Here is a 25583-nt window from a genome sequence, read left to right on the forward strand (position 1 = left end):
TCTGGCCAGGTGCCAGGATCTGCAAAGACCTGTGTGCTGAACTCGCCAATGCCACGCGAGAATTTCAACGACCTGCTTGCCTTCATCGCCGTCGCCCGCGAGCGGAGCTTTGCCCGGGCCGCCGCACAGATCGGAGTATCTCAATCTGCCTTGAGCCACACCATTCGCTCGCTTGAAACGAGACTGGGCGTTCGCCTTCTGACGCGCACCACGCGCAGCGTTTCTCCGACCGAAGCGGGGGAACGTCTGCTGCAGTCGGTTGCGCCTCGTTTTGAAGAGATCGAAACCGAACTCGCGGCTGTTGGCGAGCTCCGGGACAAGCCGTCCGGAACAGTGCGCATTTCGGCGACCGACTACGCGATCAAGACCATCTTGTGGCCGAAGCTGTCCCCCTTGCTGCGAGCGTATCCCGATGACCCTGATCGGCCTACACATCATCCGGCGCAAGGCCTGTTCATAGTCGGGCCGCGAGGCGAGCCTGCTCAAGGAACGATCCGATCAAACGGGTACGCGGCGACGTCCTTTGCCATAGCATACCGAACCGGCGTGGTTCCGGTTCCGAGGGCAGCGAGATCTTGGCAATGTGCAGCGCCGACGTCAGCGGAGACGCGACGTCCGGGACCAGCGACACGCCCAGGCCGCGATCCACCATCATCGCGATCGCGAGCAGGGAACTGAGTTCGAAGCGCTCTTGCGACGGGGCAATGCCGGCCTTGCGCAGGTATTCGTCTGCCTGCTTCCCGCCGCCGAGGGTTCTGTCATATCGGATGAGCGGCCTGGTTCGCAGAAGCTCGTGGGGGTCTGCCTTCTTGTCACGCTCCGCAGCGAGCACGACCAACGGTTCCTGGCGAAGCAGTTCCCATGCAATCGCCTTCGGCATCGAAAAGGGCGGATGCAGGCAAACGGCGGCATCGAGATCCGAACGCTTGACCGCGTCATACAACTCGCTCGACATCGCCGACTGTATGTAGACGGACACGCGCGGGTGTTCGGCTGTGAAGCGCGCCAACGCGTCTGGCAGGAGGCTGTGGAGCGCGGTATTGATCGTCCCGATACGAAGCTCGCGAATTTCATCGGCCTGGCTGATCCAGCCTTTCAGGCTGTCCACTTCCCTGAGCAGGGGGCCGCATCGTTCTGCGAGCCGGCTCCCGGACTCCGTGGGCGCCACCGTCCTGCCGGCCCGTCCCAGGAGCCGGGTCCCGAGTTCCCGTTCAAGCACCTGAATCTGCTGGGAAATTGCCGCCGGGGTGACGTCAAGCCGCCTCGCAGCCTCGGCCAGCGAGCCGGTCTCGACAACCAGGGCGAAGGCTCTCAGATAGGCGGTTTCCATAGAATTTCTATTGAGCGAACGTAGAAAAGCATAGTTTATCTTTGTTGTGGATAGCACGACACTGCATCTCGTCCCACAGAGCTAGGTGTTGGCCATGAGAAGCAAGCTGTTTGTCCCCGGTTCGCGCCCCGAGTTTTTCCCAAAAGCGCTGGCAAGCGATGCGGACGCGCTGTCCTTCGACCTGGAGGATGCCGTTGCCGAAGACAGGAAAGCCGAAGCCAGATCCCTCCTGTCACGGCTCCTGCGCTCCGACGAGGCACGGAGCGCCGGCAAGACGCTCATCGTTCGCGTCAACGGCATTGCCACGGGGCATTTCGAAGCGGATCTTGCCGCAGTCGTAGTGCCAGGATTGCATCTGGTCAACGTGCCCAAGCCGGAGACCGACGACGACGTCCGGCACGCGGCTGAGGCAGTCGAACAAGCGGAACGGGCCAACGGCTTTACCGAAGCCGACGCCAAAGTCCGGTTGCTGCTCAATATCGAATCGCCGGCGGCGTTGCGCCGCGCTGCCGAACTGGCAAGCGCGCATCCACGCGTCGCCGGCCTTCAACTCGGGCTTGGAGATCTCTTCGAACCCATCGGCATTCACCGGCGCAATCCCGCGGCCATCGCAACGGCCATGTTCGCCGTGCGCATGGCCGCGGGAGAGGCCAACGTCTTTGCCTACGACACGGTGTTCGCCAACATTCGGGATACCGAAGGCTTCCGTGCCGAGGCGGAGATGTCCATGCGGATGGGCTTTCTTGGCAAAAGCTGCATCCACCCGAGCCAGATCGCGCTGGCCAACGAAGTGTATCGCCCGTCCGACGAAGAGATCGCGCATTCGATGCGGGTCGTGGCGGCCGCCGCCGAGGCGCATGCAAAAGGGATCGGGGCCTACGTCGTTGATGGAAAGATGATCGACCCACCCTTTGTCAGGCGTGCGCAGGCCATTGTCGATATCGGCAAGCGGCTGGGGCTGATCGCTGCCTGACCGGACTGTACAAAAATCAGACTGACAGGAGACAAACCATGAACACGTCATCTTCAAGCGGGGGCGCAGGACGCTTCGCGCTGATAGCCGCACTTGCCACGGTCGGCTCGCTGGCTGCTTCGCCTCACGCGGGCGCGGAGAGCGCGTATCCGTCCAGGCCCGTCACCATCGTCGTTCCCTATCCGCCCGGCGGCTCGAACGATACCTTCGCGCGGATCGTGGCGAAGGAGATCGGCGAGGACCTGAAGCAGCCCGTGATCATCGACAACCGGCCCGGCGCGAGCGGCAACACGGGGACCGGCATCGTGGCGAAGGCGGCCCCGGACGGCTATACCCTGGTCGCGGTGTCCTCGAGCATGACGACCAACGCGGCGGTGCAGGGCAAACTGCCCTATGACGCGATCAAGAGCTTCTCCCCGGTAGCAATGCTGGCCCAGGGCCCATTCATCGTGGCTGTCAGCAATGCGTTCCCTGCCAGGAGCCCGCAGGACCTGGTGGACGCGATCCGTGCGAATCCGGGCAAATTCAACTATGCGTCTTCCGGGCCAGGGAGCGTCAATCAGTTCGGCACCGAGTTGCTCAAGGCCAAGGCCGGAAAGCTCGCCATCACGCATGTCCCCTACCGGGGCATGGGACCCGCCATCACTGACCTGATCGGCAACCAGACGCAGGTGCTGATCTCAAGCGGACCGTCGCTGCTGCCCATGGTCAGGGCCGGCAAGGTCCGGGCCGTAGGCATTACCAGCCTGAAACCAAGCCCCATCGCACCCGACCTGGTACCCATGGCGAGCGCCGTTCCCGGCTACGAGTTTGAACTCTGGTGGGGCTTTCTCGCGCCCGCAGGAACGCCGGAGGCAGTCATTGCGCGGCTCAATGGGGCCGTGAACAAGGCTCTGGCAAAGCCATCCGTCAAGGCAGCGATCCTCAACGAAGGCGCCGAGGCAAAGCCCGGCACGTCCAAACAGTTCGCAGAGACGATCGCTGCCGATGTTGCCAGGTGGAAGCAGCTTGCCAGGCAGCAGAACATTGTCGCGGACTGAGTGTCCAATTGAATCCGGAGGCTGTATGCAAACCAACATGACTGTCGGAGACTGCGCATTCGGCGCATTCGGCGCAACCCGAACGGGGCCGTCCGGCCCGCTGACCGGCGTGCGCGTGCTTGACCTGAGCGCTTATATCGCAGGGCCGTACGGCTGCTCGCTGCTCGCGGATCAGGGCGCGGACGTCATCAAGATCGAGCCGCCCGTGGGCGACAACCTGCGCAAGTATCCTTCGACGCTGGAGGCCGAGAGCCGGGCGTTCCTCGGCGTCAACCGAAGCAAGCTCGGCGTCGTACTCGACCTGAAGGATCCCGCCGACCTGGATCGGCTGCTTGCGCTGGTGCACAACGCGGATGTACTTGTGCACAACTTCCGCCCCAGCGTCCCGGACCGGCTCGGCATTGGCTACGAGCAGCTCCGCGCCGTCAATCCGCGCCTCATCTACTGCGCCGTCACGGGATATGGCGAAACGGGCCCGCTGAAAGACAAGGCTGGCTATGACCAGGTGCTGCAGACGATGACCGGCATGTGCACGCTGCAAGGCAAGCGTGGCGGCCCGCCTGAAATTCTCTACGGCTCCGTGGTCGACTACTATGCGGCGGCCCTCGTGGCCGGCGCCGTTGCCTCTGCGCTCTACGAGCGTGAAAAGAGCGGCGAGGGGCAATATGTCGGCGTGTCCCTGCTTCGCGCGGCGCTGACCATGCAGTCCGCCCGGATGGTATGGGCCGATTCGGAACCCAGGGATGTGGGACGCGACATGCGTTCCGGCGGGATCACCGGCATCCATCCCACCAGGGACGGCTATCTCTATATCTCCGCCAACACCCCGCACTTCTGGAAGGCGCTGTGCGAGAAGACCGGTCTGACTGCGTTGCTGTCGACCGATCGCTACGATAGCGTGCGCAAGCGTGCCGAGCACCATGATGAGATCGTCCCCAAACTGCATGCCGCGTTACAGCAACGCACGGCCCTGGATTGGGAAGCCGTGTTCGGCGAAGAAGTACCATGCGCGGCGGCGCGGTCGGTGGAGGACATGTTCGACTTCCCCCAGGTGGCCGCGGAGGAAATGATCACGACGTTCGACCATCCGGTGGTTGGCCGCTATCGCGGCTTCACGCGTGGCGTCAAATTCGGCCGCACGCCCGGCCCGGAGCCATTCGCCGCACCTGTGCTCGATCAACACGGAGAAATGGTCCGCGACGCAGCGGACAGGCTGGGGCGGAATGCCTGATTCCACGCATGGCGGCGCTGCCGTGCAGGTGCCGAACAGTTCGGCCACCACGGTCCCGGTCAGCGCGGCACTCGCAAATGCCTGCGACTCCCATCTGCATATCTACGATCCACGCTTCACAGCCATTGCGCCGATCGTGGCGGATGCGACGGTGGAGGACTACCGCTGCGTTCAGGCGCTGATCGGGACCAGCCGCGCCGTCGTGGTACAGCCACGCTCCTATTGGACAGACAACAGTTGTACGCTCGATGCCATCCAGCGGTTGGGCCCGGCCAGTACCCGCGGAATCGCCGTGGTACGCCCGGACGTCACGGACGAGGCCTTGCATGCCCTCCACGCGGGAGGTATCCGCGGGATACGCTTCTCCCTTTATACGGAAATGCATGCCATTGTGGGGTTCGACATGGTGGAGCCGCTGGCAAACCGCATCGCCGAGTTCGGATGGCATTTGCAACTGCACTGGACCGCCGACCAGATCGTTGGACACCGCGACCTGCTGGCGCGGCTGCGCGCGCCCCTGGTCTTCGACCACCTGGCCCGCATGCCGCTCCCCGGGGGAACGGCGCATGCCGCGTTCGCGGTCGTGTCTGATCTGCTGGATCGAGGCAAAGCCTGGCTGAAGTTGTCTGGCGCATACCTCGACTCCCTCGTCGGCGCAGCCCGCCATTACGACGACATGGATCCGGTGGCGAAGGCATGGGTGGGAGCGGCCCCGGAACGGCTCGTCTGGGGCAGCGACTGGCCTCACCCCACCGAGGCGTGGCACAAGCCCGACGATGCCTTGCTGTACGACTTGCTTGCCCAATGGGCAGGTAGCCAGGAAATCCGCCGCAAGATACTGGTGGACAACCCTGCCTTGCTGTATGGATTCGAGGCCGCGTAAGCCGGCCGGACTTGAAGGAGACAAGATGAGAAGAACCCTGCAGGCGCTTTGCAAAGGCCTGGCGATCATGGCTGCTTCGGTGCCGCTTTGCGCCATGGCATTCCCCGACAAGCCGATTCGCATGGTGGTGCCCTATTCGGCGGGCGGCAGCGCCGACAATACGGCGCGTGTCGTCGCGCAGAAGATGGGGGAGATCCTCGGGCAGACGATCGTGATCGACAACAAGCCGGGCGCCGGCGGTGTCATCGGCGCCGACGCGGTGGCTAAAGCCGCGCCCGATGGCTACACCGTCCTCTATGACGCCTCGGCATTCGCGGTGAACGGTGCACTGCGCAAGCTGCCATTCGATCCTGCCAGCGATTTCATTCCGGTCTCGTTGGTGGCGACTGCGCCGCAGATCCTCGTGGTTGCCGCGAATGCGCCCTACAAGACCGTCGCTGACCTGATCGCCTCGGCGAAGAAGACGCCCGGCAAGCTGGCCTACGCGTCCGCCGGCGCGGGGACCGGATCGCATCTTGCCGCGGAGATGTTCAACGAGCAGGCGAAGATCGAGTTGCTCCATGTCCCATACAAAGGCGGTGCGCCAGCGCTCACCGATGTGATGGGAGGACAGGTTGCGATCTATTTCGGGAACACGGCGTCCACGCTGCAATACGTCACCAGCGGCAAGCTCAGGGCGCTTGCGGTGACATCCAGGAAGCGGATACAGGGATTGCCCAATACGCCCACCCTTGCGGAAAGCGGCATGCCGGACTATGAAGTGCTCGAATGGAATGGCGTGTTCCTGCCGAAGGGCACCGCGCAGGATCGCGTGCAAGCCATCGCAGGTGCCGTGCAGAAGGCTATCGCGGATCCGGGTGTGCGTTCCAGGCTGCAGCAAGCCGGACTCGACCCGGTCGGTAACTCTCCACAGGCGTTCAAGAGCTTCCTGCAAGGCGAATCACTGCGCTGGCACACCCTTGTCAAGGCACGCGGGATCCGGGTCGAATAGACAGCCTCACTTTGAGCGTCGCCGTCTCACGGGCACCTGCTTCCACCGGGATCGCGGGTGGCCACCCTTCCCCGGGAAGCGCCGCTCTCACCTGCATCGTATGTGGCGAGCGCACAGAGGCCGAACTGAAGCGCCTGTGCGCGGCCCCCGAGACAAACTCAGACCCCGCGCACACGCCGCACCAACTCGCTCAGGCCGAGCGAGTGGCCGGGATCGTAGTAATGGATCAGCAGCGAGCGCCGCTGCCCCATCTCCACATCGAGGTTGGCGTGCTTCAGCGCAAAACCGTTGAATACGTAGACACTGCCAAGCTGCACCGGCACGCGCGCGCAGTGGCCTCGACGCAGATCGTGCAGCGTCAGCCATTTCCGCCACTCGAACGGTAGCTTGCGATGGATGCCATGGGTAACCTTGCACATCACATTGCCCAGCGTGGAGACCGCCAGACGGGGGCGCCGATACATGAGCAGGTCACCGTTGCAGGCACAATCCGGCGCCAGTTGTAGCGGAATCAGCATCGTCAGCAGATGGGAATCGTAATGGCGGCAATGACTGTCCCTCCGCTTTACCGGGTCCGCGCAACGAATCACGTGCACGGGTTCCGGACGCAATATTCCCGGTACAGCCTTCGCCGCCATCGCGCGCGTATCCGCACAGACGGCCTCCTCGAGTTGCCGGAATGCGTCGCTACGACGCAGCATTTCCGCTATGGCGTCTGGATGGGGGCGTTCCGACACATTGCCAGGCAGAGAATCAATGGCCGCGTTGATCTCGGCAATCGCCTGCATCGGAACTACACTACGAAAATCCTTGAGGCCAACGCCCCTGTCAAATCGAAGCCGCTTCGCCACGGTATGACCTCGCACTTTTTACCAGGGTTTCATAAATGGATGCAATGTCGATAGCTCCAAGGTGAAAGCGTATAGCAAATCTTTTTTGCCTGCGGGGCGTAGTGTGCGCTGGCGCACGATAGTTGATGATGCGTGCGGAACTCCGGCCCAGGGAAGGGCGGCAATTGCTTTTCCCTCCAGAGCGACAGGAATCGCAAACTGAGTCGCAAGCCAGGACCGGCACCTGTCCTGGCCGACAAGGCGCCGCTTGCGCGCCTTTGCGCCTGCTCGCCTTACCGCGGCCTGTTCGCCGCGTCTTCGGCCTGCGCGCGCAGGCGTTCCTCCTGGGCCCTCAGCTCGGGGGTAAACTCCGCGCCGAAATCGTCGGCCTCGAAGACCGGGCGAATTTCGATCTCGGACTCCCCTTCCATGGGGTTGGGGCAGCGCCTGACCCATTCGACGGCCTCGTCCATGGACTTCACTTGCCACAGCCAGAACCCGGCAACGAGTTCCTTGGTTTCCGTGAACGGTCCGTCGATCACGGTCCGCTGGCTGCCAGAAAAGCGCACCCGTTTTCCCCTCGCGCTCGGGTGCAAGCCTTCGCCCGCAAGCAGCACGCCGGCCTTGACGAGTTCTTCATTGAAGTTGCCCATGGCCGTAAGCAACTCCGTGCCGGGCATCTTGCCGGCCTCTGACTGGCTCGTGGCCTTCACCATCACCATGACACGCATCGCCGTTTCTCCTTGATCGGATTGCCGGAGCCGCACCGCCCCGAACTCGATTCAGGATAGACGGACGGCTCTGACACTACGACGAACCGGGATACCGGAAATCGACACCGCCTTCGGAAAATCCGGGGCAACACGTGGCCAGGTCCGTCACCGACGGCGCGGATACGGGCCCGTGGCGGCTGGCCCGCTTTCGCGCCGGGGTTGTTTTTGCGCACCGGCGCGCCGTGCGGGCAGAGGTTGCGCGGCAGCACCGCGGTGTCATATTCATCACACCGAACGCCGGCGGACGGCAAGCGCGGGCGCCCGCGGCCAGCCACCCCGCCTATATTGAGAATTCTTCCCGCAGCGTGTCGAGACTGGCACCCCTGATTCGTCGTCTGCATGGCGGCACTTGTTGCGCGCCAGTTTGCAGACAATCCCAAAGGAGATCGGACATGAATTACATCGATGGATTTGTTCTCGCCGTGCCCACCGCCAAGCGGGAGACCTATCGCAAGCACGCCGAGGCCGCCGCGGTGGTGTTCAAGGACCATGGCGCGCTGGGCCTGGTCGAGTGCTGGGGTGATGATGTGCCCGAGGGCAAGCTCACCTCGTTCCCGATGGCCGTGAAGCTGGAGAAGGACGAGACCGTGGTCTTCTCCTGGATCCTGTGGCCATCGCGCAAGGTCCGCGACGAGGGCATGAAGGCCTCCATGGCCGATCCGCGGCTGAAGATGGACGAGCCGATGCCGTTCGATGGCAAGCGGATGATCTTTGGCGGCTTCGAGATGATCGTGGACGCTTAGCCGGACGGCCGCGGCGGGCCGGTTTTGCGTGGGAAGGGGGTGCGCCAGGCCGATGAGTGAGGCGGCGTTGCAGCCCTGGATCGACAGCCAGCCTTCTTTGTTGGAAGCAGTGGCGGTTTGATTTGAGGCACCGGGCGGTATGACTCCACCCGGTGTTCGCCTTCATGTCTCCCGCGGAACGATCAAGAGATCAAGAGATCGGGCACTCGGCGTTCCCCTCTCCTGCTTGCGGGAGGGGTCGGGGGAGAGGGCGGGCGCTTGTCCTCCCCTCTGAGGGGGGCCACGCCGGCGCGCATACGAGCCGGACATGAGCGTCGCCAGGATTTCGCCAGTTCGACAGGTGGCCGCCATACGCTGGTAATGGCGGCTCGGGGTTTTCGTACCCACTCCGGCAAATTCCACTTACGGCGCCAATGCTGCGCAGGCGAGCGCAGGAAGGAAGGACGCTTCGAGAAGCGGATACGCCTGCCCGATGGGTCTTATCTCGCCGACATTTCCATGGCCAGGTTTCGTCAGCGTCGCACTAGCGATAAACCCTGATCTATTGCATCGGAGCAGCACATCGCTGGCAGCCGGCTTTATCTATGGCACCGTTAGCGGTATCTTCCTCGCACGCGGCCTTGTGACGTGTCGGCTTACGCGACAGGCGCCGCGCTGCGGCATGCCGGGCTAATCACATGCGCCAGCCCGAACAACTCACCAGCCAGCAGTCATGAACGCAATAGAAAAATTTCAGCTGTTCATCGCCGTCCCTTGCGTCCTGGCATTCGCGCTGATCGAGGCGATCATCCTGTCGCGCCGCCAGCGCTATGACTGGCGGGCTTTTGGTGTGTCGGCACTGGATCTGGTCGTGCGCATCGCGATCGGGATCGCCTTGCCGCTGTCGATTGCCGCGCCGCTGGTGCGGCTGGCGTTCGAACATCGGCTGCTGACGATCCACCCCGTGGGCTGGGTAGCGTTGCCGCTGCTCTTTATCGGGCAGGAGTTCTGCTACTACTGGTATCACCGCGCCGCGCACCGGGTGCGCTGGTTCTGGAGCAACCACGCGGTGCATCACTCGCCTAACGATCTCAATCTGTCGGCTGCGTTTCGCATCGGGGTGCTTGGTAAGCTGACCGGCACGGCGCTGTTTTTCGTGCCGCTGGCGTGGATCGGCTTCGAGCCGGGCGTGGTGTTCGCGGTGCTGTCGCTCAATCTGCTCTACCAGTTCTGGATTCATGCGGTATGGATTCCGCGGCTGGGCTGGCTGGAGGGAATCCTCAATACGCCGTCGGCGCACCGGGTGCACCATGCGTCGAACCTGGAGTACCTGGATGCGAACTATGGCGGCGTGCTGCTGGTCTTCGACCGCTTGTTCGGCACCTACGTGAAGGAGCGCGACGACGTGCCCTGCCGGTATGGGCTGGTGCATCCGATCCACAGCGCCAACCCGCTGCGGATCGAGTTCACGCAGTGGGTCCGCCTGTTGCGCGACCTGGCCGGGGCGCGCAGCGCCCGCGCCTTCTTCGGATACCTGTTCATGCCGCCGGGCTGGACGCCGGATGGCGAGGGCAATACCACCGCGCAGATGCGCGCGCGCAAGCCTGAGTCCGGAGTGGCGCGCGGCGCGGCCGGCGGCTGAATCCAGGCGGCGGTGCGGCACGCGTTACCCGGCCAACGAACCGGCGCGCGTTGCGCATTGGGCTTCCGGTGGCATTGAGCGCTGCCCTTAGGCTCCGCGCCGGCGCGCTATCCGGCCGCCACCTTCATCCAATGTATTCCACCAGGACCACCGCGCCGAACCCCGGAGGCTGGTCCTTCACCGCCGGCACCAGGCTGATCGTGCACTTCTGCCGCGTGCTGCAGCGGAAGTACGGGTGGTTATCCACCCGGCCTGCCGAGCTCGCCGGACTCAGGCTCAGGGTAGCCAGCGCAGTGGTGGAGGCCTCGCCCGTTTGCACGGTGTAGCCTGCCTTGCCGCCGGATCCGAGCGCGCCGGCCGGGACATCCACGATGACGCGCAGGATGATCGCGTGCAGCGGCAACACGATGGATAGCGGGCCGTCGGCGCCGCTCGGCAGGTTGCCGAAGGCGGACTTGAACGAGACGATCTTCTGCTTGACCGTCGCAATCGCCGCCACGTCCCAGCCCACTTCGGCATCGGCGTAGACACTGCCCGTGCCGTTGCCCCGGCAGCTTTCGAGCAGCACTGCGCGGCGGCGCCCGGCCTGACCTCCTGCCTCGGAGAAGACAAACGCCTCGTCCGGGTAGGTGCAGTTGAGGAAATCGCAGTTCCGGTAGCTGGAGCGCCCCTGGCCGGCCGGCGCCTGTCCGGTCGTGTAGTGGTGCCGGCCCATGATCTGGCAATTGTCGAACACCACTTGCGCCCCGGAACTGTCACCCGGCGAGAACAAGGCCGACATCACCCCCGCGGCGAATGGCTGGTAAGCCTGCGAACTGAAATCGCAATCCTTGAACCCGATGTTGCCTTGCTCCCACTCGCAATACATCAGGCCCGCGAACCGGGTCTTCTGCTCGACGCGCAAGCCCGACGCCTTGAACGAACAGACGCCGCGCGCATGGGAGCGCCCGCGCAGGTTGAACAGGTAGGTTTGCGCGGCGGGTTCATAGCCACTGACATCGCAATCGGTCAGCTTGATATTGCCGCCCTTGGCCATGTCGATCCAGGTGCTGGAGCTCCAGTATTTGCAGTGGTCAAACCAGTAGTTCAGGAACTGGTCCGAGGTATTGGCGGTGCCCACGTAGAGAAACGACTGCCATTTGCCGGCCCAGGAACAGCGGCCGAAATGCCACTCGCTGTTGTTGTTCCCGCCGGTGAGGTTGGCGCCATATCTCCAGTTGCCGGTGAAGATGCAGTCGTCGAAGGCGTAGTCCTGCGCGCCGCCCGTACTGGTGCTGTCGATCAGGTCGCTGTTCGGCGCCTTGCCGTGGAACTGGATGTTCCTGAAGCGGAGCACCAGCAGCTTGTCGTTGTTCTTGATGAGCGGCCCCGGCATGGCCGGCTGGTAGATGATGACCACCGTTCCCGGCGCCCCGTCACCCTCGATCGTCAGGCCTTGCGTGCGCTCCCCGAATGCGCCGGAGTCCACCAGCGCGCCCGGCTGCGTGATCAGGTAAGTGCCGGGCGGCAGCACGATGCGCTTGTTGCCGATCCTGTTGGAGTTTTCGTCGCCGAGGGCTTTGCGTTTGAGCGAGGCGACTTCTTTCAGTGCCCTGCTGAACGCCTGGTCGGACGGGCTCGAGCCGGTCGCGTCCAGGCCCGCGAAATCCTTGACGGATACCACGCGCTCTTCCGCCCTGCCCTCTTGCGCGGTGCGCGCGATGGCGCCCCTGCCGATGCCAACGGTCGACGCCAGCGCGGCACCGGCCCCCGCGACCGTGCCTGCGAGCCGTGCAAAGAATTGTCGCCTGAATGGAGTCATGCCGTTTCCGTGTGGTTACTCGTGTAGCTTTCGACCGGCGCAGGCATGGCAACGCCATCACCCTGCTTACTGCGTCATCAGGTACGCCCACAAGGCGGAACAGTCGCTATCCGACAGGACGTACTGCGGCATCGCCTTTACCAATACCACGTTGGCCACGTCGATACTGTTGGCTAGCGCACTGCAGAAAGCGTCGCGGTCGTAAGCCGTGGGCGGGCCGCCCCGGCGCGGGCTTAAGGTACGAAGGGAATCCGACGTCAGCGGCGGGGCAAATGCCTCCCCCCGGCTGGTCTTGGTATGACAATTGATGCAGCGCACGGCTGAAGCGGGCAGCGGCGCGGGATCCCCCCGCAAGTGCGCAGAGAGATCCGTCTCGCCGTGGAACAGCGCCCGCCCCCGCTCCACGTCCCCGCTGCCATCCGCGGCCGCCGCCAGCATGCTGGCGGCGGCCAGCGCCACACCCACGACCGCCCGCCATGCCCTACTGTTCGCGCGGCGCATCAGTGGACGCGAATGACCTTGGCCACGCTCGGCACGCCCGCCGAATTCATGGCGAACAGATAGTAGTAGCCGGGCACGGCGACGCCCGGGTCGGACGGGATCTTGATCAGATTCTCTCCCGCCGTACCGACCGTGAAGGTGACCGGCACCCGGCGCTGCTCGTTGTTCACGGAATGCGTGACCGACGACATGCGGACCAGCGCGAACTTGGCCACCGGGGTATTCGTGGTCACGGAGATCGTGGTGCCAAGCAGGGCGTCCCCCGGCGCCGACGAAATCGTCGGGCGGGTCGCCGCCGTTCCATCCGCATTGAGCAGATAGGGCGGTGACAGGATCTCCACATTGGGATGATTGGTCGTGCAATCACCGCAAAGGCCGCCACCACCGCTCAGCACCCGCCCGTCGGGCAGCAACAGGGCCACGCTGTGGTAGGTCCGCGGGGTTGCCATCGCAGCCAGCTTCTGGAACTTCTCGGTAGCCGGATCCCAGAGTTCCGGGGTGAGCACCGCCCCGTCATCGGAGAACGGCACCGGCACGGTCTGGCCACCGATCACGACGACCTGGCCATTCGGCAAGACCACGCTGTTGCCGAAGGCGCGGGCATAGGCCATGGAAGCGAGCTTGCGCACCACCGGCGTGCCGCTCGTGATATCGATCACGTGTGCGTTCGCGGTTGACGTCGTGTTTTCATAGTCCGGCGCTCCGCCCACCGTAAGGATCTTGCCGATGTCGTACATCACGGCGTTGCCGTTCATGGCATCGCCATCCGCCGCCCGCGTACCGACCGGGGTCACGCTGCCGTCACCGGTGGTGTCGATCCAGTTCATCTGCTTGCTCGGCCCCGCATGGAACACCCGGCCATTGGCCGAGGCGAACAGCCACGCGTGGTTATCCGAACGGTACAGGCCCGCAGAGTCGCCAGTCAGGATGTAGTCGTCCCACACGGCGCTGTTCAGGCGCCACGGGTTGTTCGGCATCCAGGTTTCGCCGTCCTTGTCGCCGATGGCGCCGCTCCAGGAACCGCCCACGGTGAAGACGCCGCCATTGCTCAACGTGACGCTGCCCTCATACCCGCGGCCGCGGTTCATCTCCGGTGCCACGGACCACTTGGCCGTGGCCGGATCGTAGATGCTGGTCTTGGTACTGCTGGATCCGCCGTTGACAAAGATGCGTCCATCGGGGAGATTCGCGATCCCCGGGCAGAACATGTCATGCGCGGTATTGGTGACCAGCTTCTCGGTGGACGTCATGGCGACCGGGTCGAACAGGGCGGTGTAAGTCTGCCCGTTGTCGCCGCCGAACGTGAAGCGATCGTAGGCGGACCACACCAACACCTTGCCGGAAGGCAGGCTCGCCGCCGCTACCGGTACGAGCGACAGTGCCTTGGGCGCCGTCCATTTCGACGGCAGGGTGACAATGTTCAGATTGGGGAGCAGCCAGGTCTGGCCGACGCTGCCGTCGCAGGTGTATTGAGCCACAGCCTGCCCTTGCTGCGCGCTGGCTTTCCCCGTCGCGGAAAGGCACTTGCCACTGTGCACGGCCACCACCGCATAGCCGCCGTTTTGCTGCTTCAGCGTGAACCGCTGGTTGTTGGCGGCTGGTACCTGACATGGCCATTGAATTGCCGCGGCCCCGTTGGCCAGGCTGACACCATTAATGTCCAGGCAATAGCCGGTGTGGCCCACCGTGATCTTGTACCCGGTACCGTCTTGGGCGAATGTCCATCGCTGGTTGGGGTCGCCGCTGCACGCCCAGACGATGACCGGTGCGCCGTTCGCGGTCGAGGCACCCGAGACATCGGCGCACAAGTTCTTACCGCTCAGGCTCATCGCGCCGGTCTGCGCCGCCGCCGGCGCGGAGAACGTCCATGCAAAGAGAACAAGACAGGTACCGATCCACTTAAGCAGTGCCCTCGTGAATCCGTTGGATTGCAGTGAGATGGGAGTCATGGCGAAGTTTGCTGGTGGGTTGGTGGTTTGGTGCTGTTGCTCTGCTGTTGCTCTGCTGTTGCTCTGCTGTTGCTCTGCTGTTGTTGATTGGCCCGTGCCGGATCCGTCAAGCCTGGGCCAAGCGCTCCATGACGTACAGGACTTCTTTCGCTTGCGGCAATGCAGGGCTGCGCCAGCACAATTGCGCAGCCTTGTTGAAAAAATAGACTTGTGTGGAATGCGCATCGAGGTTCGGACCCGGCGCCCTGCCGGCAAGTACCGTCCTGATCTGCTCGACGGCGCCCGTTGGCGCCACCGCGCGCCAGTTGGGGCCGGCGCCCATGCGTTGCAGCCATGCCCGCAGCGCCTCCGGAGAGTCGGACAGCGGATCGATGCTGAGCGAGACCAGGCGAAGCGGATACCGGGCGTTCACGCGCGGCATGCCGTCCTGCACCGCGCTGAACAGCGCGCCCTGCAACGGGCAAACCGAGCTGCAGCCCGTGAATATCGTTTGCAATGCCGTGACGCCGCCCAGCAACATGTCCTGCAGACGCACCCGCCGGCCGAACTGGTCGACCACCCAGCCGTCTAGCGTGGGCAGCGGTGCATCGACAGGTCCCGCGCTCACATGCGCATACATGTCGCGCGATGCGACAGCCAGGATGCTTGCTGAAATGCCGCGCAGCCATGCGCGCCGGGTCCAGGTGGTCATTCCGGTACGTCTCCGAGTCATATGTCGCGCCACTCCGGCCGGCATGGCGCGTAGCGGCATGATCGCAATTGGCGCTCCACGAGGGACTCCCCCAATGGCGCCCTCAGGGAGCGCGCCGCCGAATGTCATTCCAGCCTATCGGGGGAAATTGCCGAGGTGCCGCTGCGCACAGGCAGCGTCCTTGATGGCGAGTGCTTTCGCGACGGGCCCGCGTTGGCCCCGCCGTCATTTCGATAACAACCTTCCCCGCCCCCGGGGTCCATCCATCAAACGCTGACGAAAGTCAGCGGCATCGCAATACGCGCCTCACAAATCACTGGCCCTCTCCGGCCGGCACCGGCCAAGCAGAAGATCCGTCACGCCGACCAGGTTGCCGGCGAAACGTCCGCGGCGGTCGATGTGCGATTCAGGCCGGATCGACCTGACACCATTGGCAGTGAGCGCTTTAGCGATGAAACTCCAGACTTCCTTCGTGGAAAGCACGCCCTTCTTGTGCAAATACCAGGCATTGACGATCTGCGAGAAACCAAAACGTTTTCCGGAGACTCGGCCCGATCTCAACCCCAGGTGGACCCCTAACATCGCGTCGGACTCGACCAGCCTGCCCTTCCTGCCGATCGCGCGCGAAAAATCCTTGTCTTCCAGCCAGCCGTAAAGCACCAGCCGCTCGTCAAAGCGCAGATTGCCGATCGCGGAAACGCGATAGGCCATGTTGCATCCATAGAGCCCGCTCAGCGTGGTGAGCGGGCGCGGTGTACTGGCAACCGCCTCCGCTTGCCGGACAAGGCTGCATGCGTCGTCCCATGACAGGGCGGCACCGACCGCGCCATCGTGAAGCAAGGCGCCGGAGATCCCCGCGACATCGGGCTCCGCTAGAAAGGCCTGCAGGCAGCGCTCTATCCAATAGGGTGACGGCACGAAGTCATCGTCGAAGAAAACGACAAAATCCACGCGCGACAGGACCGTGGCCAGCGCGCGGTTGCGCTGCGCGGGCAAGCCTGCCGGGCCAAAGATATACTCAACCGCCAGTGGCGTTTCCAGGCCAGGCTCGATATCCGCATCCGTGCAGGCGGAAAACAGCGTGATGGCCGGTCGCACGGATTGCTTCTCGAGCAGTCGCAGCACGTGCGTCGATGCCTGCGGCCGGCCTTTCGTGGCCACGATAACAGCGACCCTTGCCGGCGACGGCAAGGGGGCATGTTGATCTGCGGTAGCCAACGTCTTCATGAGCATTACCCGCGATTGGATTTCTTTATTTAGTATAAGTAGCGAAAATTCCCTTTCAACTAGCCATTGGGATGAGTCGGCGCGGCCTCTTTTTTCCGGGAATTAGTGCGCGCTTGCGCACGGACCGCACTTGACATGTGCCGCTTTGAATACCCGCTGCAGGACTCACGCTCTTGCTGCAAGCCCGGACCAAAAACGCCATAGCCAGCCGAGTCGGAACGTGCCCGAATCCTTGCTCTTGTGAAGGCCACTGATGCCGCCAGCGACTTGGGAAATTGACACCTCACCGGCTGGACATCGGGGACAGCGCGCGCGGCCCGGCTGGCGCCGACAGCGCGACGCCGATCACCAATTTGAGTGATGTGATCATGCGTTGCGCATCCCACAATGCAAACGTCGCGGCGATGCGGCGCACAAAACGGAATGGACGAAAATATGGATACCTCGATTCATGACCGCCGCTCTGCTGGCCATCGTCTCACCTGGCGTTGCCGCGGCGAGTTCGGCCAGCAGCGCGCATACCTTGTCGCCATTCCCCGGCAACGCAAAGTAGTGCGCGATCACCTGCAGGTGGGAAGCAGCCATCGATTGCCTCGGTCGGTTTCAGGATTTCAACACGGAAGGCTCCAGGTTCCACAGCTTGCTGTCGCTGGTGGAAACCGCCACGGCGCCTTCCCTGATCGCGCTGCGGATATCGTCCTTGTTGCAGACGAAGCCCGATGTCACGATGGGCGGCAGCGCCTTGCGGTCCTTGGTGGAAAGATGCGAGAGCATGGGCGCGGGCATCAGCTGCACGAGATTGGGATCGCTCTGCTCCAGCGCCTTGACGCTGCGCGGCCAGGTCGAGCGGTCTGTCACGAATACCTTCTGCATCGTGATCAGCCCCGCCCGGTTGGCGCGCTGGATGGTTGCCACCCGGGTGGAGACGAGGCTGGTCACACCGATATCGGCAAGATACTCGACACCGCCCTTGTCTTGCGACAGCCCTTCGCAGCTGTCGATGTTGACGATGACGTACTTGCCCGCCTTGGTCAGCGTGGCCACCACCGGCTGCAGCTTGCGCAGCTCGACGTTGGCGACGATGGAGACTTCGGCATTGCTCTCGATAAAGATGTCGACCTGCTCGACGCCGTAGAGCGTCCCGATGACCGGGTGCCGCGTCAGGCGTGCCCCGAGTGACTTGTCCATGATGCTTACCGATCCGCGTGGTGGGGCAGCTCGTCGCTCAGGCCGAGCTTTCCGGGATTGAGAATGTTCTTGGGATCCAGCGCTTGCTTGACCGCCACCAGCACCGGAAACGCGCTGCCCAGCGATTCACGCATATACGGCGCGCGCAACAGCCCGATGCCGTGATGGTGGCTCAACGCGGCATTGTATTTGATCAGCACCGCATTGGCGGCATCCCAGGCCTGGCGGTACCACTTCGCCCGGTTCTCCACCTCCACCTCGCCGCGCAGCGAAAAGTACAGGCAGGCGCCGTCCACATACGCGTGCGACTGGTGCGCCGAGCCCGCCAGCGTGCCGGGCACGGCGTTGATCGCGTTGACCACATCGGTATAGATGGCGGACAGGTCGCTCCAGGGGCCGGACATTTCCAGGGTGTCGGCGACAAAGCCAGGGCTGCGCTTGAAGCCTTCCGCGCTCTTGCCGGTGAGGTAGCGGGTGTCCAGCCAGCGCTCGAAGATGGTCCCGGAATCCAGGGCATGGCCAAGTTCCTTGCACACGCCTTCGCTGATGGCCATCACCGCATCGACCATCTCGCGGGCGCCCTCGTCGGCGATCAGCAGCACGTTGGTGTCCGGCAGGTTGAACTGCACGCCGCTCTCGAGTTCGTCATAGAGCCGCAGCGCCGCGGGATTCGCGCCGCGCTGCACGATCTCGCGGCATGCGTCCAGACCGATGGCGAAGGTCTTGAAGCCATAGGCGATGGCGCGGCCGTAGTCGGGCAGCCGATGCAGTTTCAGGCGCACGCGCACGATGACACCAAGGGTGCCCTCCGAGCCGATGAACAGTTGCTGCAGGTCGGAGCCGAGCGCCGCGCGCGAGTATCCGCCCACCGTGACGAGGCTGCCGTCGGCCAGCACCACGTCCATGCCGAACACCATGTCCTCGATCTTGCCGTAGCGCGTGGAGAGCTGGCCGGCGCCGCGGCACGCCACCCAGCCGCCCACGGTGCTGATGGCGAAAGACGACGGCCAGTGGCCCATCGTCATGCCGTACTCCCTCTGGATGGTCTGCTCGAAGATGTCGCCGAACACGCCTGCCTCCACTTCGACAATCTGGCTTTCCTTGTCGAAGTCCAGCATCTTGTTCAGTTCGCACACATCCAGCACGATGCCGCCGCGCACCGGCAGGGCGGCCCCGGTCACATTGCTGCGCCCGGCCGATACGGTCACGGGGATCGCCGCCGCGTGCGCGATGCGCATGACTGCCTGGATCTGCCCGATGGTTGAAACCCGCACGATGACGGCCCGCGGGGTCGCGGGCTTACCGGCAGTCTCGGTCATCATCGACCCGGCCCACCAGTCACGCGTCCACGTCACTACGCTGCCGGCATCGGTGAGCACTTCATCCGCCACGCTGCGCAGCGCGTCGATCTGCGCGGCATCGACGGCCACGGCGTCGCGTTGCAGCCCGGGCGTGTCGGACGTTTCCTTGACGGTGGCCGCGTAAGCAGGCGGCGTGTGCGCGCCGACGACGTAGTTGCCACGGTTGTAGCCTCGCTTGATTGCTTCCTTGCTGATCATGCCTTCTCTCCCATAAGAACGGATTTTTCATGTGCGACGGCGCTCAGGTAGGTGTTGACCTGTTGCGCCACGACGGATTCGGACAGGCCGAGTTCGGCCTGCAGCAGTTCGCCCACGCGCGCCGCGGCGCGCGCTGACGCATCGCGCGCCATCAGGCGGGCACGGATGCGGCGCGAAAGGATGTCGTCCACGCTGCCCGCCAGTTCATGGCGCGCGGCGTAGACGATCTCGGCTTCGGTGTAGGGCAGGCCTTCGACGATCGGCTTCTGCAGCCGCGCATCGGCCTGCAGGATGTCGCTGACAAAGCGCGCTTCAGTGCCGTAACGCTCGCCCAGGTGGGCCGACAGGCCGCCGGATGCCACGATGGCCTGCGCGTCGTAACCCGCCGCGCCCAGCAGGTATGCCGATTTGGTCCGGCATTTGCTGCGCTGGCCGATGACTTTCTGCGCGGCGTCGATGGTCTGCTCGGCCATATGCCGAGAGGTGGTCAGCTTGCCGCCGACGATGGTGACCAGGCCATCCGCCGCCGTATGGATTTCATGGTTGCGCTTGATCTCCAGCGTCTTGCCGCCCGGCGGCGCGACCAGCGGCCGGCAGCCCGCGATGCTGCCGAGCACGTCCTCGGCCTGCAGGTCCGTCTTCAAGGCCCAGCGCGCGCCGTCGAGCAGGAAGTCCAGCTCCTGCCGGGTGCAGCAGACATCGTCGAGGTCGCCCTCGTAGTCTTCATCGGTGGTGCCGAGGTAGGAGACGTTGCCCCAGCGGGTGATGGTGGCGCGGCGGTTGCGCCCCGGCACTGGGATGGTCACGGTGCAGTCGTTGCGGACCTTCAGCCAGGGAATGGCGATATGCACGCCCTTGGCCGGCCGGATGTGCATCGTCTTTTCCTCGCCCTTCTTGCGGCCGGTCCAGTCGCGCAGCCAGACGCCGGTCGCCATGATGACGACGCCGGCTCTGGCCCGGATCTCGCGCTCGCCGGCATGGACGATCACGCCATCGACCTTGCCGTGATCGTTGCGGGTGATCTCGACCGCCTTCGCATGGTTGACCACCGCCGCGCCATGGAAGGCCGCGGTACGGGCGATGTTCAGGGTCAGCCTGGCATCGTCCACCCGCGCATCGAAATACAGGAAGCCGCCGAGCAGGTTCTCTTCGTTGAAGGTCGGGCAATGCGACAGCACCTCGGCCTTGGTGAGTTTCTGGTGGAGGATGCCTTCGCGCCAGCCGCCGGCGATGTCGTAGGTCCAGAGCAGGCTTTCAAACGCTTTGGACAGGCGCTTGTCGAACACGCCATCCTTTTCGAGCACGGGGAACAGGAACGGCAGGCGCTGCACCAGGTGCCTGGCATTCCTGCGCAGGCGCTGGCGCTCCAGCAGGGAATGGCGCACCAGCCCGAGGTTGCCCTGTTCGATATAGCGCAGGCCACCGTGCACCATCTTGGAGGATTTGGACGAGGTGCCGGAGGCGAAGTCGTTCTTCTCCACCAGGGCCACGCGGTAGCCGCGCAAGCTCGCGTCCAGCGCCGCGTAGGCGCCGGTCACGCCACCGCCGACGATGAGGATGTCAAACTGTTCGCTGGCAAGGCGGTCCAGCTGCTCCTGGCGGACCAGGCGCAGCGGCTCGGTGGAGGTCATCGCGGCGCGGTCCTTGCCCGGATTTCTGGATGGAAAAACCATCATGTCGTAGAGATCTCCTGACTGCTTATTGATTGTGGAAGGTCTGCGCGTGACGCAGCTCGGACGCCACCCGCGCATGCCACAGCGCGCGGCGTTCGCCGCGCTCGCTGGCGCCGAGCCGGGGCTCGAAGACGGCATCGGTTTCATTGGTGGCGCGGGCTTGCTGCAGCGACTCCCACAGCAATCCCGACGATCCCGCGAAGAAGGCAATGCCGCGCAAGCTGGCCCGGTCGGTTTCGCGCATGCGCCGGATCGGCATGCCGGTCAGGTCCGCCTGGATCTGCAGCAAGGCGTCGCTGCCGGACAAGCCGCCGCCCACGATGAGTTCGGACACCTTCACGCCAGCGACTTCCTCGTTGGCCTCGATGCACGAAGCAACCGCGTGGGCAATGCCTTCGAGGATGGCGTAGGCCACCTCGGCCTGGGAGCTGGCGATGGAAACGCCCGTCAGCGAGGCCCGCGCCTCGGGCTGCATCTGCGGTACCCGCAGCCCCGTCAGCGCGGGCAGGAACGTCACGCCGCGCGCCGAATCGACCGTGGCCGCCAGCGCGCTGATCTGCTTCGCGCTCTCGAACCAGCGCAACTTCTCGCAGACCCAGTTGAGCGCCGAACCGGTAGTGGCCACGAAGGTTTCGACCGAGAGGTGCGAGACATGATGCTGCCGGCGCGCGGTCATGGTCAGGGTGCCGTCGTACAGCCCCGCCCTGGCCGGCAGCTCCGGCCCGGTCATCAGGTCGACGAAGCTGCCGGTGCCGTGCACGCACATCGATTGCCCCCGGTCCAGGCACCCGAGCCCCGCCGCGCCCGCGAGCTGGTCGCCGGCGCAGGCGAGGATCGGCACGTCGATGCCCAGTTGCTCCGGCCGGGTGCGGCCGAAGTCGTCCGCGTCCTGGCGCAGCGCCGGCAAGAGCGCAGCAGGAAAGCCCAGCGCGTCCAGCCAGCCGAGGTGGTAGCGGTGCTCCGCCAGCACGTAGGCACTGGCGGATGTCACGTTGGTGGGCGTGGTTACGCAGGTGCGTTCGCTGGACAGGTGCCACAGCAGCCAGGTATCGATCGTGCCGAACGCAAGACGGTTCTCCCGGAACGCCTCGGCCACGGCCGGGGTGTCGTGGAGATGGCGGGCCGCCCAGAGGTAGGGGGACCGCACGCCCGCCGGGCGGCCGACCTGCTCGATCAACGTCTTGTCCCAGGCCGGCGCCAGCGCGTTGAGTTCGCTGACGTAGCGCGTGTCCTGCCAGACCATGGCGGGCACGAGCGCGCGGCCGGTGCGGGTATCCCAAAGCACCGCCGTGGCCCGCTGCGTGGCCAGGCCCAGCGCCACGATTTGCAACTGCTCCTGCTGCGCGCGCGCAATCGTCGCGCGGCACACGGCGATGGTCTTCTCCAGGATCGCGTTCGCATCCTGTTCCACCACGCCGGGCCGCGGCGCGTCCACCTGGAGCGCCATGTACTCCAGGCAGGAGACATGGCCGTCGGCGGCGACGACAGCCGCGCGCGTTCCGGAGGTGCCTTCGTCGATGGCGAGTATGACGTGCCTGTTGTGCTTCATCGCTGGGTTTTCTCTATCGCCGGGTTGAGGAACGCCGGGGCCGGCTGTTCATCGCCGCTGAATTGCGGGGCATCGGCTTCGTTGTCTGGATTGATCGTGGTGCGCGTCGGGTCCCAGCGGATCACAAAGCAGATGATGCTGGCCGTCAGCGGCACGATCGACAGGATAAGGAAGGTTTTTTCCAGGCCATAGTTCTCCCGGAAGATCGGGAAAATCAGCAGGCCCAGCGCCGCGCCGGTCGAGCCCAGGGCACCGATGATGCCGTTCGCCCCCGCGCGCAGTTCACTGCGGAACGACAGCGACGAAAGGCTCTTGCCATTGGCGCCGGGGCCGCCCGAGTGGAAAAGGATAAACAGCGACGGCACGATCACCGCCACCCAGACCGGCATCTTGCCGTTGAACAGGCCGAGGATCAGCAGCATGACGAAGACGGCGGCGAATCCGAAGGCGGAAGCGCGCCGCAAGCCAAGCTTTCTGCCGATCAGCGGCGACATGAAGCCCCCGAAGATGCCGAAGACATTGAAGACCAGCGCGCCCACGGTGGCGTAGATGAAGTCCTTGCCGAACAAGGCCGCGCTGATCAGCGGCAAATACCAGCCGACCGCGAAATACTGGATGGACTGGCCGATCTGCACGGTCGCCGCAAGGATGGTGCGCGGCAGGTACACGCCGCGGAAGATAAGCAACACATTGGCCAGGCCGCGTTTTGCCTGGTTGAGGACAGGCAGGCGCTCGTCCACCGGCGCGGCCACGAAGGGCCGGCCATAGATCCGGGTCATCGCCCCGGCAGCGTCGTCCAGCCGCTCCTTGCGCGCCAGCCAGATCGGGCTTTCGACCAGGAAGGCAAGCTGCAGGATGAGAATGCCGACCCCGAAGATGGCCGTAGCGGCCACCGAATAGCGCCAGATGGAATCGCCCACCTGCCACGAGTGGAACAGCAAGGCCAGCAGCAGGTTGCTGCAGACGGCGGTGTACCACATGCCCTGCCAGGTATTGAGCCGGCTCTTCAACTTGACTGGCGTGAACTCCGCCAGCACCGCCATGGCAATGGCGAAATCGATGCCGTAGGCGGCGCCCACGAAGAAGCGCCCGACCAGGATGACTTCAAAGCCCGGCGCGAAGACCACCAGCAGCGCACCGGTCACCGCCAGGAATTTCGCCAGCACCAGCGGACGAACCCGGCCCCAGCGGTCGGCCATCCAGCCGCCGATCGGGTTGAAGGCAATGGCCACCCACGAAGCGAACGAGGTCAGCAGCGCGACCTGCGACGCGGCAAGATGCAAATCCCGCGTCATGGGCCCAAGGCCCGCGCTCAATGCGGAATTGGAGAATGCGTCAAGGAATAATCCCCCCAGCGCGAGCCACCAGATGAGGCCGGCTCTGCCTTTTATGCCTGGGCAGGAATCAATAAACGAGATGACATCATCGATGCCACGGATCTTGATCGTGGATTGCACAGCGGTCTCCTTGTTTTATTTCTGTAAGAGGCCGCAGCAATCTGCACGCAGGGAGAGACCATCTTACAGATGGTCTCTTATCTAGATCTGCAGGCGCACTTTAGGTTGAAAGTTTCCGAGTGTCAAGGGAGTAATCGGGCGCTGCCTGGCCTGCCCCGGACCGGCGGCGCGAGGCGCCGCCAGCCGGTTTTGCCAGAACTTGCTACATTGCTCCCTGCGGCCAACGCAGCCCCGGCCAGCTTCAGACGACCGATCCAAGGAGATACCGAATGCCCATCGAGAGCACCCGCACCGCCCTTCAACTCCGCTCGCTGATCAAGCGCGGCGGCGAACTGGAGTTGTCGCTTGCCAGCGTCGACATCCCCCAGCCCGGCCCGGACGAAGTGCTGATCCGTGTCGAAGCCTCGCCCCTGAACCCGTCCGACCTCGGCCTGCTGTTCGGCGCCGCCGACATGAGCACGGCAAAGGCCAGCGGCACGGCCGGCCAGCCCGTCGTCACCGCCCGCGTCCCTGAGGCGGCGATGAGGAGCATGGCGGGCCGGGTGGATGTGTCCATGCCGGTCGGCAATGAAGGCGCGGGGGTGGTCGTCGAGGCGGGCTCATCGGCCGCGGCGCAGGCGCTGCTGGGCAAGACGGTGGCGGCCATTGGCGGCGCGATGTACTCGCAGTACCGCTGTATCCCGGCGGACCAGTGCCTGGTCCTGCCGGAAGGGGCGACACCGGCCGAAGGCGCCTCGTCGTTCGTCAACCCGCTCACGGCGCTCGGCATGGTCGAAACCATGCGGCGCGAGGGACATACCGCGCTGGTGCACACCGCTGCCGCCTCCAATCTGGGGCAGATGCTTAACCAGATCTGCCTCAAGGATGGCGTCGGCCTGGTGAACATCGTGCGCAAGCAAGAGCAGGCGGATCTGCTCAAGGCGCAGGGTGCGGTTCACGTCTGCAACGCGGCCTCGCCCACCTTCCTGCAAGACCTCACCGAAGCGATCGCGGCCACGGGCGCGACGCTCGCCTTCGACGCCACCGGCGGCGGCAAGCTTGCGGGACAGATCCTGAGCTGCATGGAGGCGGCCTTGAGCAGGAAAGCCGGCGAGTACAGCCGCTATGGCTCGACGACGCACAAGCAGGTCTACCTCTACGGCGGCCTGGACACCTCGCCGACCGAGTTCACCCGCAACTTCGGCATGGCCTGGGGAATGGGAGGCTGGCTGCTGTTTCCCTTCCTGCAGAAGATCGGACCGCATGCGGCGGGCGCGCTCAAGCAGCGCGTGGTGGCGGAACTGAAGACGACCTTTGCCAGCCACTACTCGAAGGAGATCTCGCTGGCCGAGGTACTGGACCTGGACGTGATCGCGGTCTACAACAAGCGCGCGACCGGCGAGAAGTATCTGATTAATCCGAACAAGGGGCTGGCTGGGTAATGACCAATCCACCCAAGATAAGCCGCCAAATAAAATCGCATTTTGCGCCGAGGACACTTGACAGGTGACGAGGTTCGAGCGGCCGCCGCCCTGCTTGCGCTGGCTGTTTAGCGCAAGCAGGGCGGCGGCCAATAGAGGATCATTTCTCGATC

General features: G+C 64.4%; 22 protein-coding genes and 1 pseudogene. 9 read left to right on the forward strand and 14 right to left on the reverse strand.

Features of this window, described 5'->3' with window-relative positions; all coding sequences use genetic code 11:
- Window positions 1-48: 48 nt before the first annotated feature.
- Window positions 49-414: pseudogene (locus AC1DS6_RS20650) on the forward strand (LysR family transcriptional regulator); the annotation flags it as partial.
- A 40-nt stretch (window positions 415-454) separates the two neighbouring features.
- Here the strand turns inward: AC1DS6_RS20650 and AC1DS6_RS20655 are convergent.
- Window positions 455-1330: a LysR family transcriptional regulator gene (locus tag AC1DS6_RS20655; protein ID WP_441625452.1), complete on the reverse strand. Its 876-nt coding sequence runs from the start codon at window positions 1328-1330 to the stop codon at window positions 455-457.
- 94 nt (window positions 1331-1424) lie between these two features.
- Between AC1DS6_RS20655 and AC1DS6_RS20660 the strand changes: the two genes are divergently transcribed.
- Genes AC1DS6_RS20660 through AC1DS6_RS20680 form a run of 5 tightly spaced genes read left to right on the forward strand, consistent with a single transcriptional unit; the run spans window position 1425 to window position 6448 of the window.
- Window positions 1425-2303, forward strand: coding sequence for an HpcH/HpaI aldolase/citrate lyase family protein (locus AC1DS6_RS20660; RefSeq protein WP_441625454.1), 879 nt, complete (start codon window positions 1425-1427; stop codon window positions 2301-2303).
- A gap of 38 nt (window positions 2304-2341) precedes the next feature.
- The gene (locus tag AC1DS6_RS20665) at window positions 2342-3343 is read left to right on the forward strand and encodes a tripartite tricarboxylate transporter substrate binding protein (RefSeq protein WP_441625456.1); all 1002 of its coding nucleotides are present in this window, start codon (window positions 2342-2344) and stop codon (window positions 3341-3343) included.
- A gap of 37 nt (window positions 3344-3380) precedes the next feature.
- On the forward strand, window positions 3381-4574 hold the full coding sequence (locus tag AC1DS6_RS20670; RefSeq protein WP_441625519.1) for a CaiB/BaiF CoA transferase family protein: 1194 nt from the start codon (window positions 3381-3383) through the stop codon (window positions 4572-4574).
- Window positions 4575-4596: 22 nt separating this feature from the next.
- A complete protein-coding gene (locus AC1DS6_RS20675) occupies window positions 4597-5457 on the forward strand; it encodes an amidohydrolase family protein (protein WP_441625458.1) in 861 nt (286 codons plus the stop codon).
- Window positions 5458-5482: 25 nt separating this feature from the next.
- A complete protein-coding gene (locus AC1DS6_RS20680; RefSeq protein ID WP_477103003.1) occupies window positions 5483-6448 on the forward strand; it encodes a tripartite tricarboxylate transporter substrate binding protein in 966 nt (321 codons plus the stop codon).
- A 158-nt stretch (window positions 6449-6606) separates the two neighbouring features.
- On the opposite strand, the gene AC1DS6_RS20685 is transcribed toward AC1DS6_RS20680, so the two are convergent.
- Both AC1DS6_RS20685 and AC1DS6_RS20690 read right to left on the reverse strand, forming a co-directional pair.
- The gene (locus AC1DS6_RS20685) at window positions 6607-7236 is read right to left on the reverse strand and encodes a hypothetical protein (protein ID WP_441625462.1); all 630 of its coding nucleotides are present in this window, start codon (window positions 7234-7236) and stop codon (window positions 6607-6609) included.
- Between the two features lie 335 nt (window positions 7237-7571).
- Window positions 7572-8009, reverse strand: coding sequence for a YciI family protein (locus AC1DS6_RS20690; protein ID WP_441625464.1), 438 nt, complete (start codon window positions 8007-8009; stop codon window positions 7572-7574).
- Between the two features lie 434 nt (window positions 8010-8443).
- On the opposite strand from AC1DS6_RS20690, the gene AC1DS6_RS20695 reads away from it, so the two are divergent.
- Both AC1DS6_RS20695 and AC1DS6_RS20700 read left to right on the forward strand, forming a co-directional pair.
- A complete protein-coding gene (locus AC1DS6_RS20695) occupies window positions 8444-8794 on the forward strand; it encodes a DUF1428 domain-containing protein (protein ID WP_441625466.1) in 351 nt (116 codons plus the stop codon).
- Window positions 8795-9506: 712 nt separating this feature from the next.
- On the forward strand, window positions 9507-10415 hold the full coding sequence (locus AC1DS6_RS20700; protein ID WP_441625467.1) for a sterol desaturase family protein: 909 nt from the start codon (window positions 9507-9509) through the stop codon (window positions 10413-10415).
- 124 nt (window positions 10416-10539) lie between these two features.
- Here AC1DS6_RS20700 and AC1DS6_RS20705 read toward each other — a convergent pair whose 3' ends face one another.
- From AC1DS6_RS20705 to AC1DS6_RS20755, 11 genes are all read right to left on the reverse strand, one after another.
- Window positions 10540-12216, reverse strand: a complete 1677-nt coding sequence (locus AC1DS6_RS20705) for a pectate lyase family protein (RefSeq protein WP_441625469.1) — start codon at window positions 12214-12216, stop codon at window positions 10540-10542.
- A 66-nt stretch (window positions 12217-12282) separates the two neighbouring features.
- Window positions 12283-12717, reverse strand: coding sequence for a hypothetical protein (locus AC1DS6_RS20710; RefSeq protein ID WP_441625471.1), 435 nt, complete (start codon window positions 12715-12717; stop codon window positions 12283-12285).
- Window positions 12717-14891 (reverse strand): RICIN domain-containing protein, encoded by a 2175-nt coding sequence (locus AC1DS6_RS20715; RefSeq protein ID WP_441625473.1) that lies wholly within the window; start codon window positions 14889-14891, stop codon window positions 12717-12719. Before AC1DS6_RS20715 ends, AC1DS6_RS20710 begins: the two co-directional genes overlap by 1 nt.
- Window positions 14773-15357 carry an SCO family protein gene (locus tag AC1DS6_RS20720; RefSeq protein WP_441625475.1) on the reverse strand — a complete coding sequence of 195 codons (585 nt, stop codon included), beginning with the start codon at window positions 15355-15357 and terminating at the stop codon, window positions 14773-14775. The genes AC1DS6_RS20715 and AC1DS6_RS20720 overlap by 119 nt, the downstream gene beginning before the upstream one ends.
- Window positions 15358-15663: 306 nt before the next feature.
- The gene (locus tag AC1DS6_RS20725) at window positions 15664-16584 is read right to left on the reverse strand and encodes a glycosyltransferase (protein WP_441625477.1); all 921 of its coding nucleotides are present in this window, start codon (window positions 16582-16584) and stop codon (window positions 15664-15666) included.
- Window positions 16585-16950: 366 nt separating this feature from the next.
- Complete coding sequence (locus tag AC1DS6_RS20730) at window positions 16951-17169, reverse strand: hypothetical protein (protein ID WP_441625479.1); 219 nt, start codon at window positions 17167-17169, stop codon at window positions 16951-16953.
- Window positions 17170-17187: 18 nt separating this feature from the next.
- Window positions 17188-17772, reverse strand: a complete 585-nt coding sequence (locus AC1DS6_RS20735; RefSeq protein ID WP_035868188.1) for a glycerol-3-phosphate responsive antiterminator — start codon at window positions 17770-17772, stop codon at window positions 17188-17190.
- Between the two features lie 5 nt (window positions 17773-17777).
- Window positions 17778-19331, reverse strand: a complete 1554-nt coding sequence (locus AC1DS6_RS20740) for an FAD-binding oxidoreductase (RefSeq protein WP_441625481.1) — start codon at window positions 19329-19331, stop codon at window positions 17778-17780.
- Entirely contained in the window at window positions 19328-21007 is a 1680-nt protein-coding gene (locus AC1DS6_RS20745; RefSeq protein WP_441625483.1) for a glycerol-3-phosphate dehydrogenase/oxidase, read from the reverse strand. Before AC1DS6_RS20745 ends, AC1DS6_RS20740 begins: the two co-directional genes overlap by 4 nt.
- 22 nt (window positions 21008-21029) lie before the next feature.
- A complete protein-coding gene (locus tag AC1DS6_RS20750) occupies window positions 21030-22553 on the reverse strand; it encodes an FGGY family carbohydrate kinase (protein WP_441625485.1) in 1524 nt (507 codons plus the stop codon).
- Window positions 22550-24010 (reverse strand): MFS transporter, encoded by a 1461-nt coding sequence (locus AC1DS6_RS20755; RefSeq protein WP_441625487.1) that lies wholly within the window; start codon window positions 24008-24010, stop codon window positions 22550-22552. The genes AC1DS6_RS20750 and AC1DS6_RS20755 overlap by 4 nt, the downstream gene beginning before the upstream one ends.
- 269 nt (window positions 24011-24279) lie before the next feature.
- Between AC1DS6_RS20755 and AC1DS6_RS20760 the strand changes: the two genes are divergently transcribed.
- On the forward strand, window positions 24280-25431 hold the full coding sequence (locus AC1DS6_RS20760) for a zinc-binding dehydrogenase (RefSeq protein ID WP_477103004.1): 1152 nt from the start codon (window positions 24280-24282) through the stop codon (window positions 25429-25431).
- Window positions 25432-25583: the final 152 nt, after the last annotated feature.

Source organism: Cupriavidus sp. 05L310 (assembly GCF_056398185.1).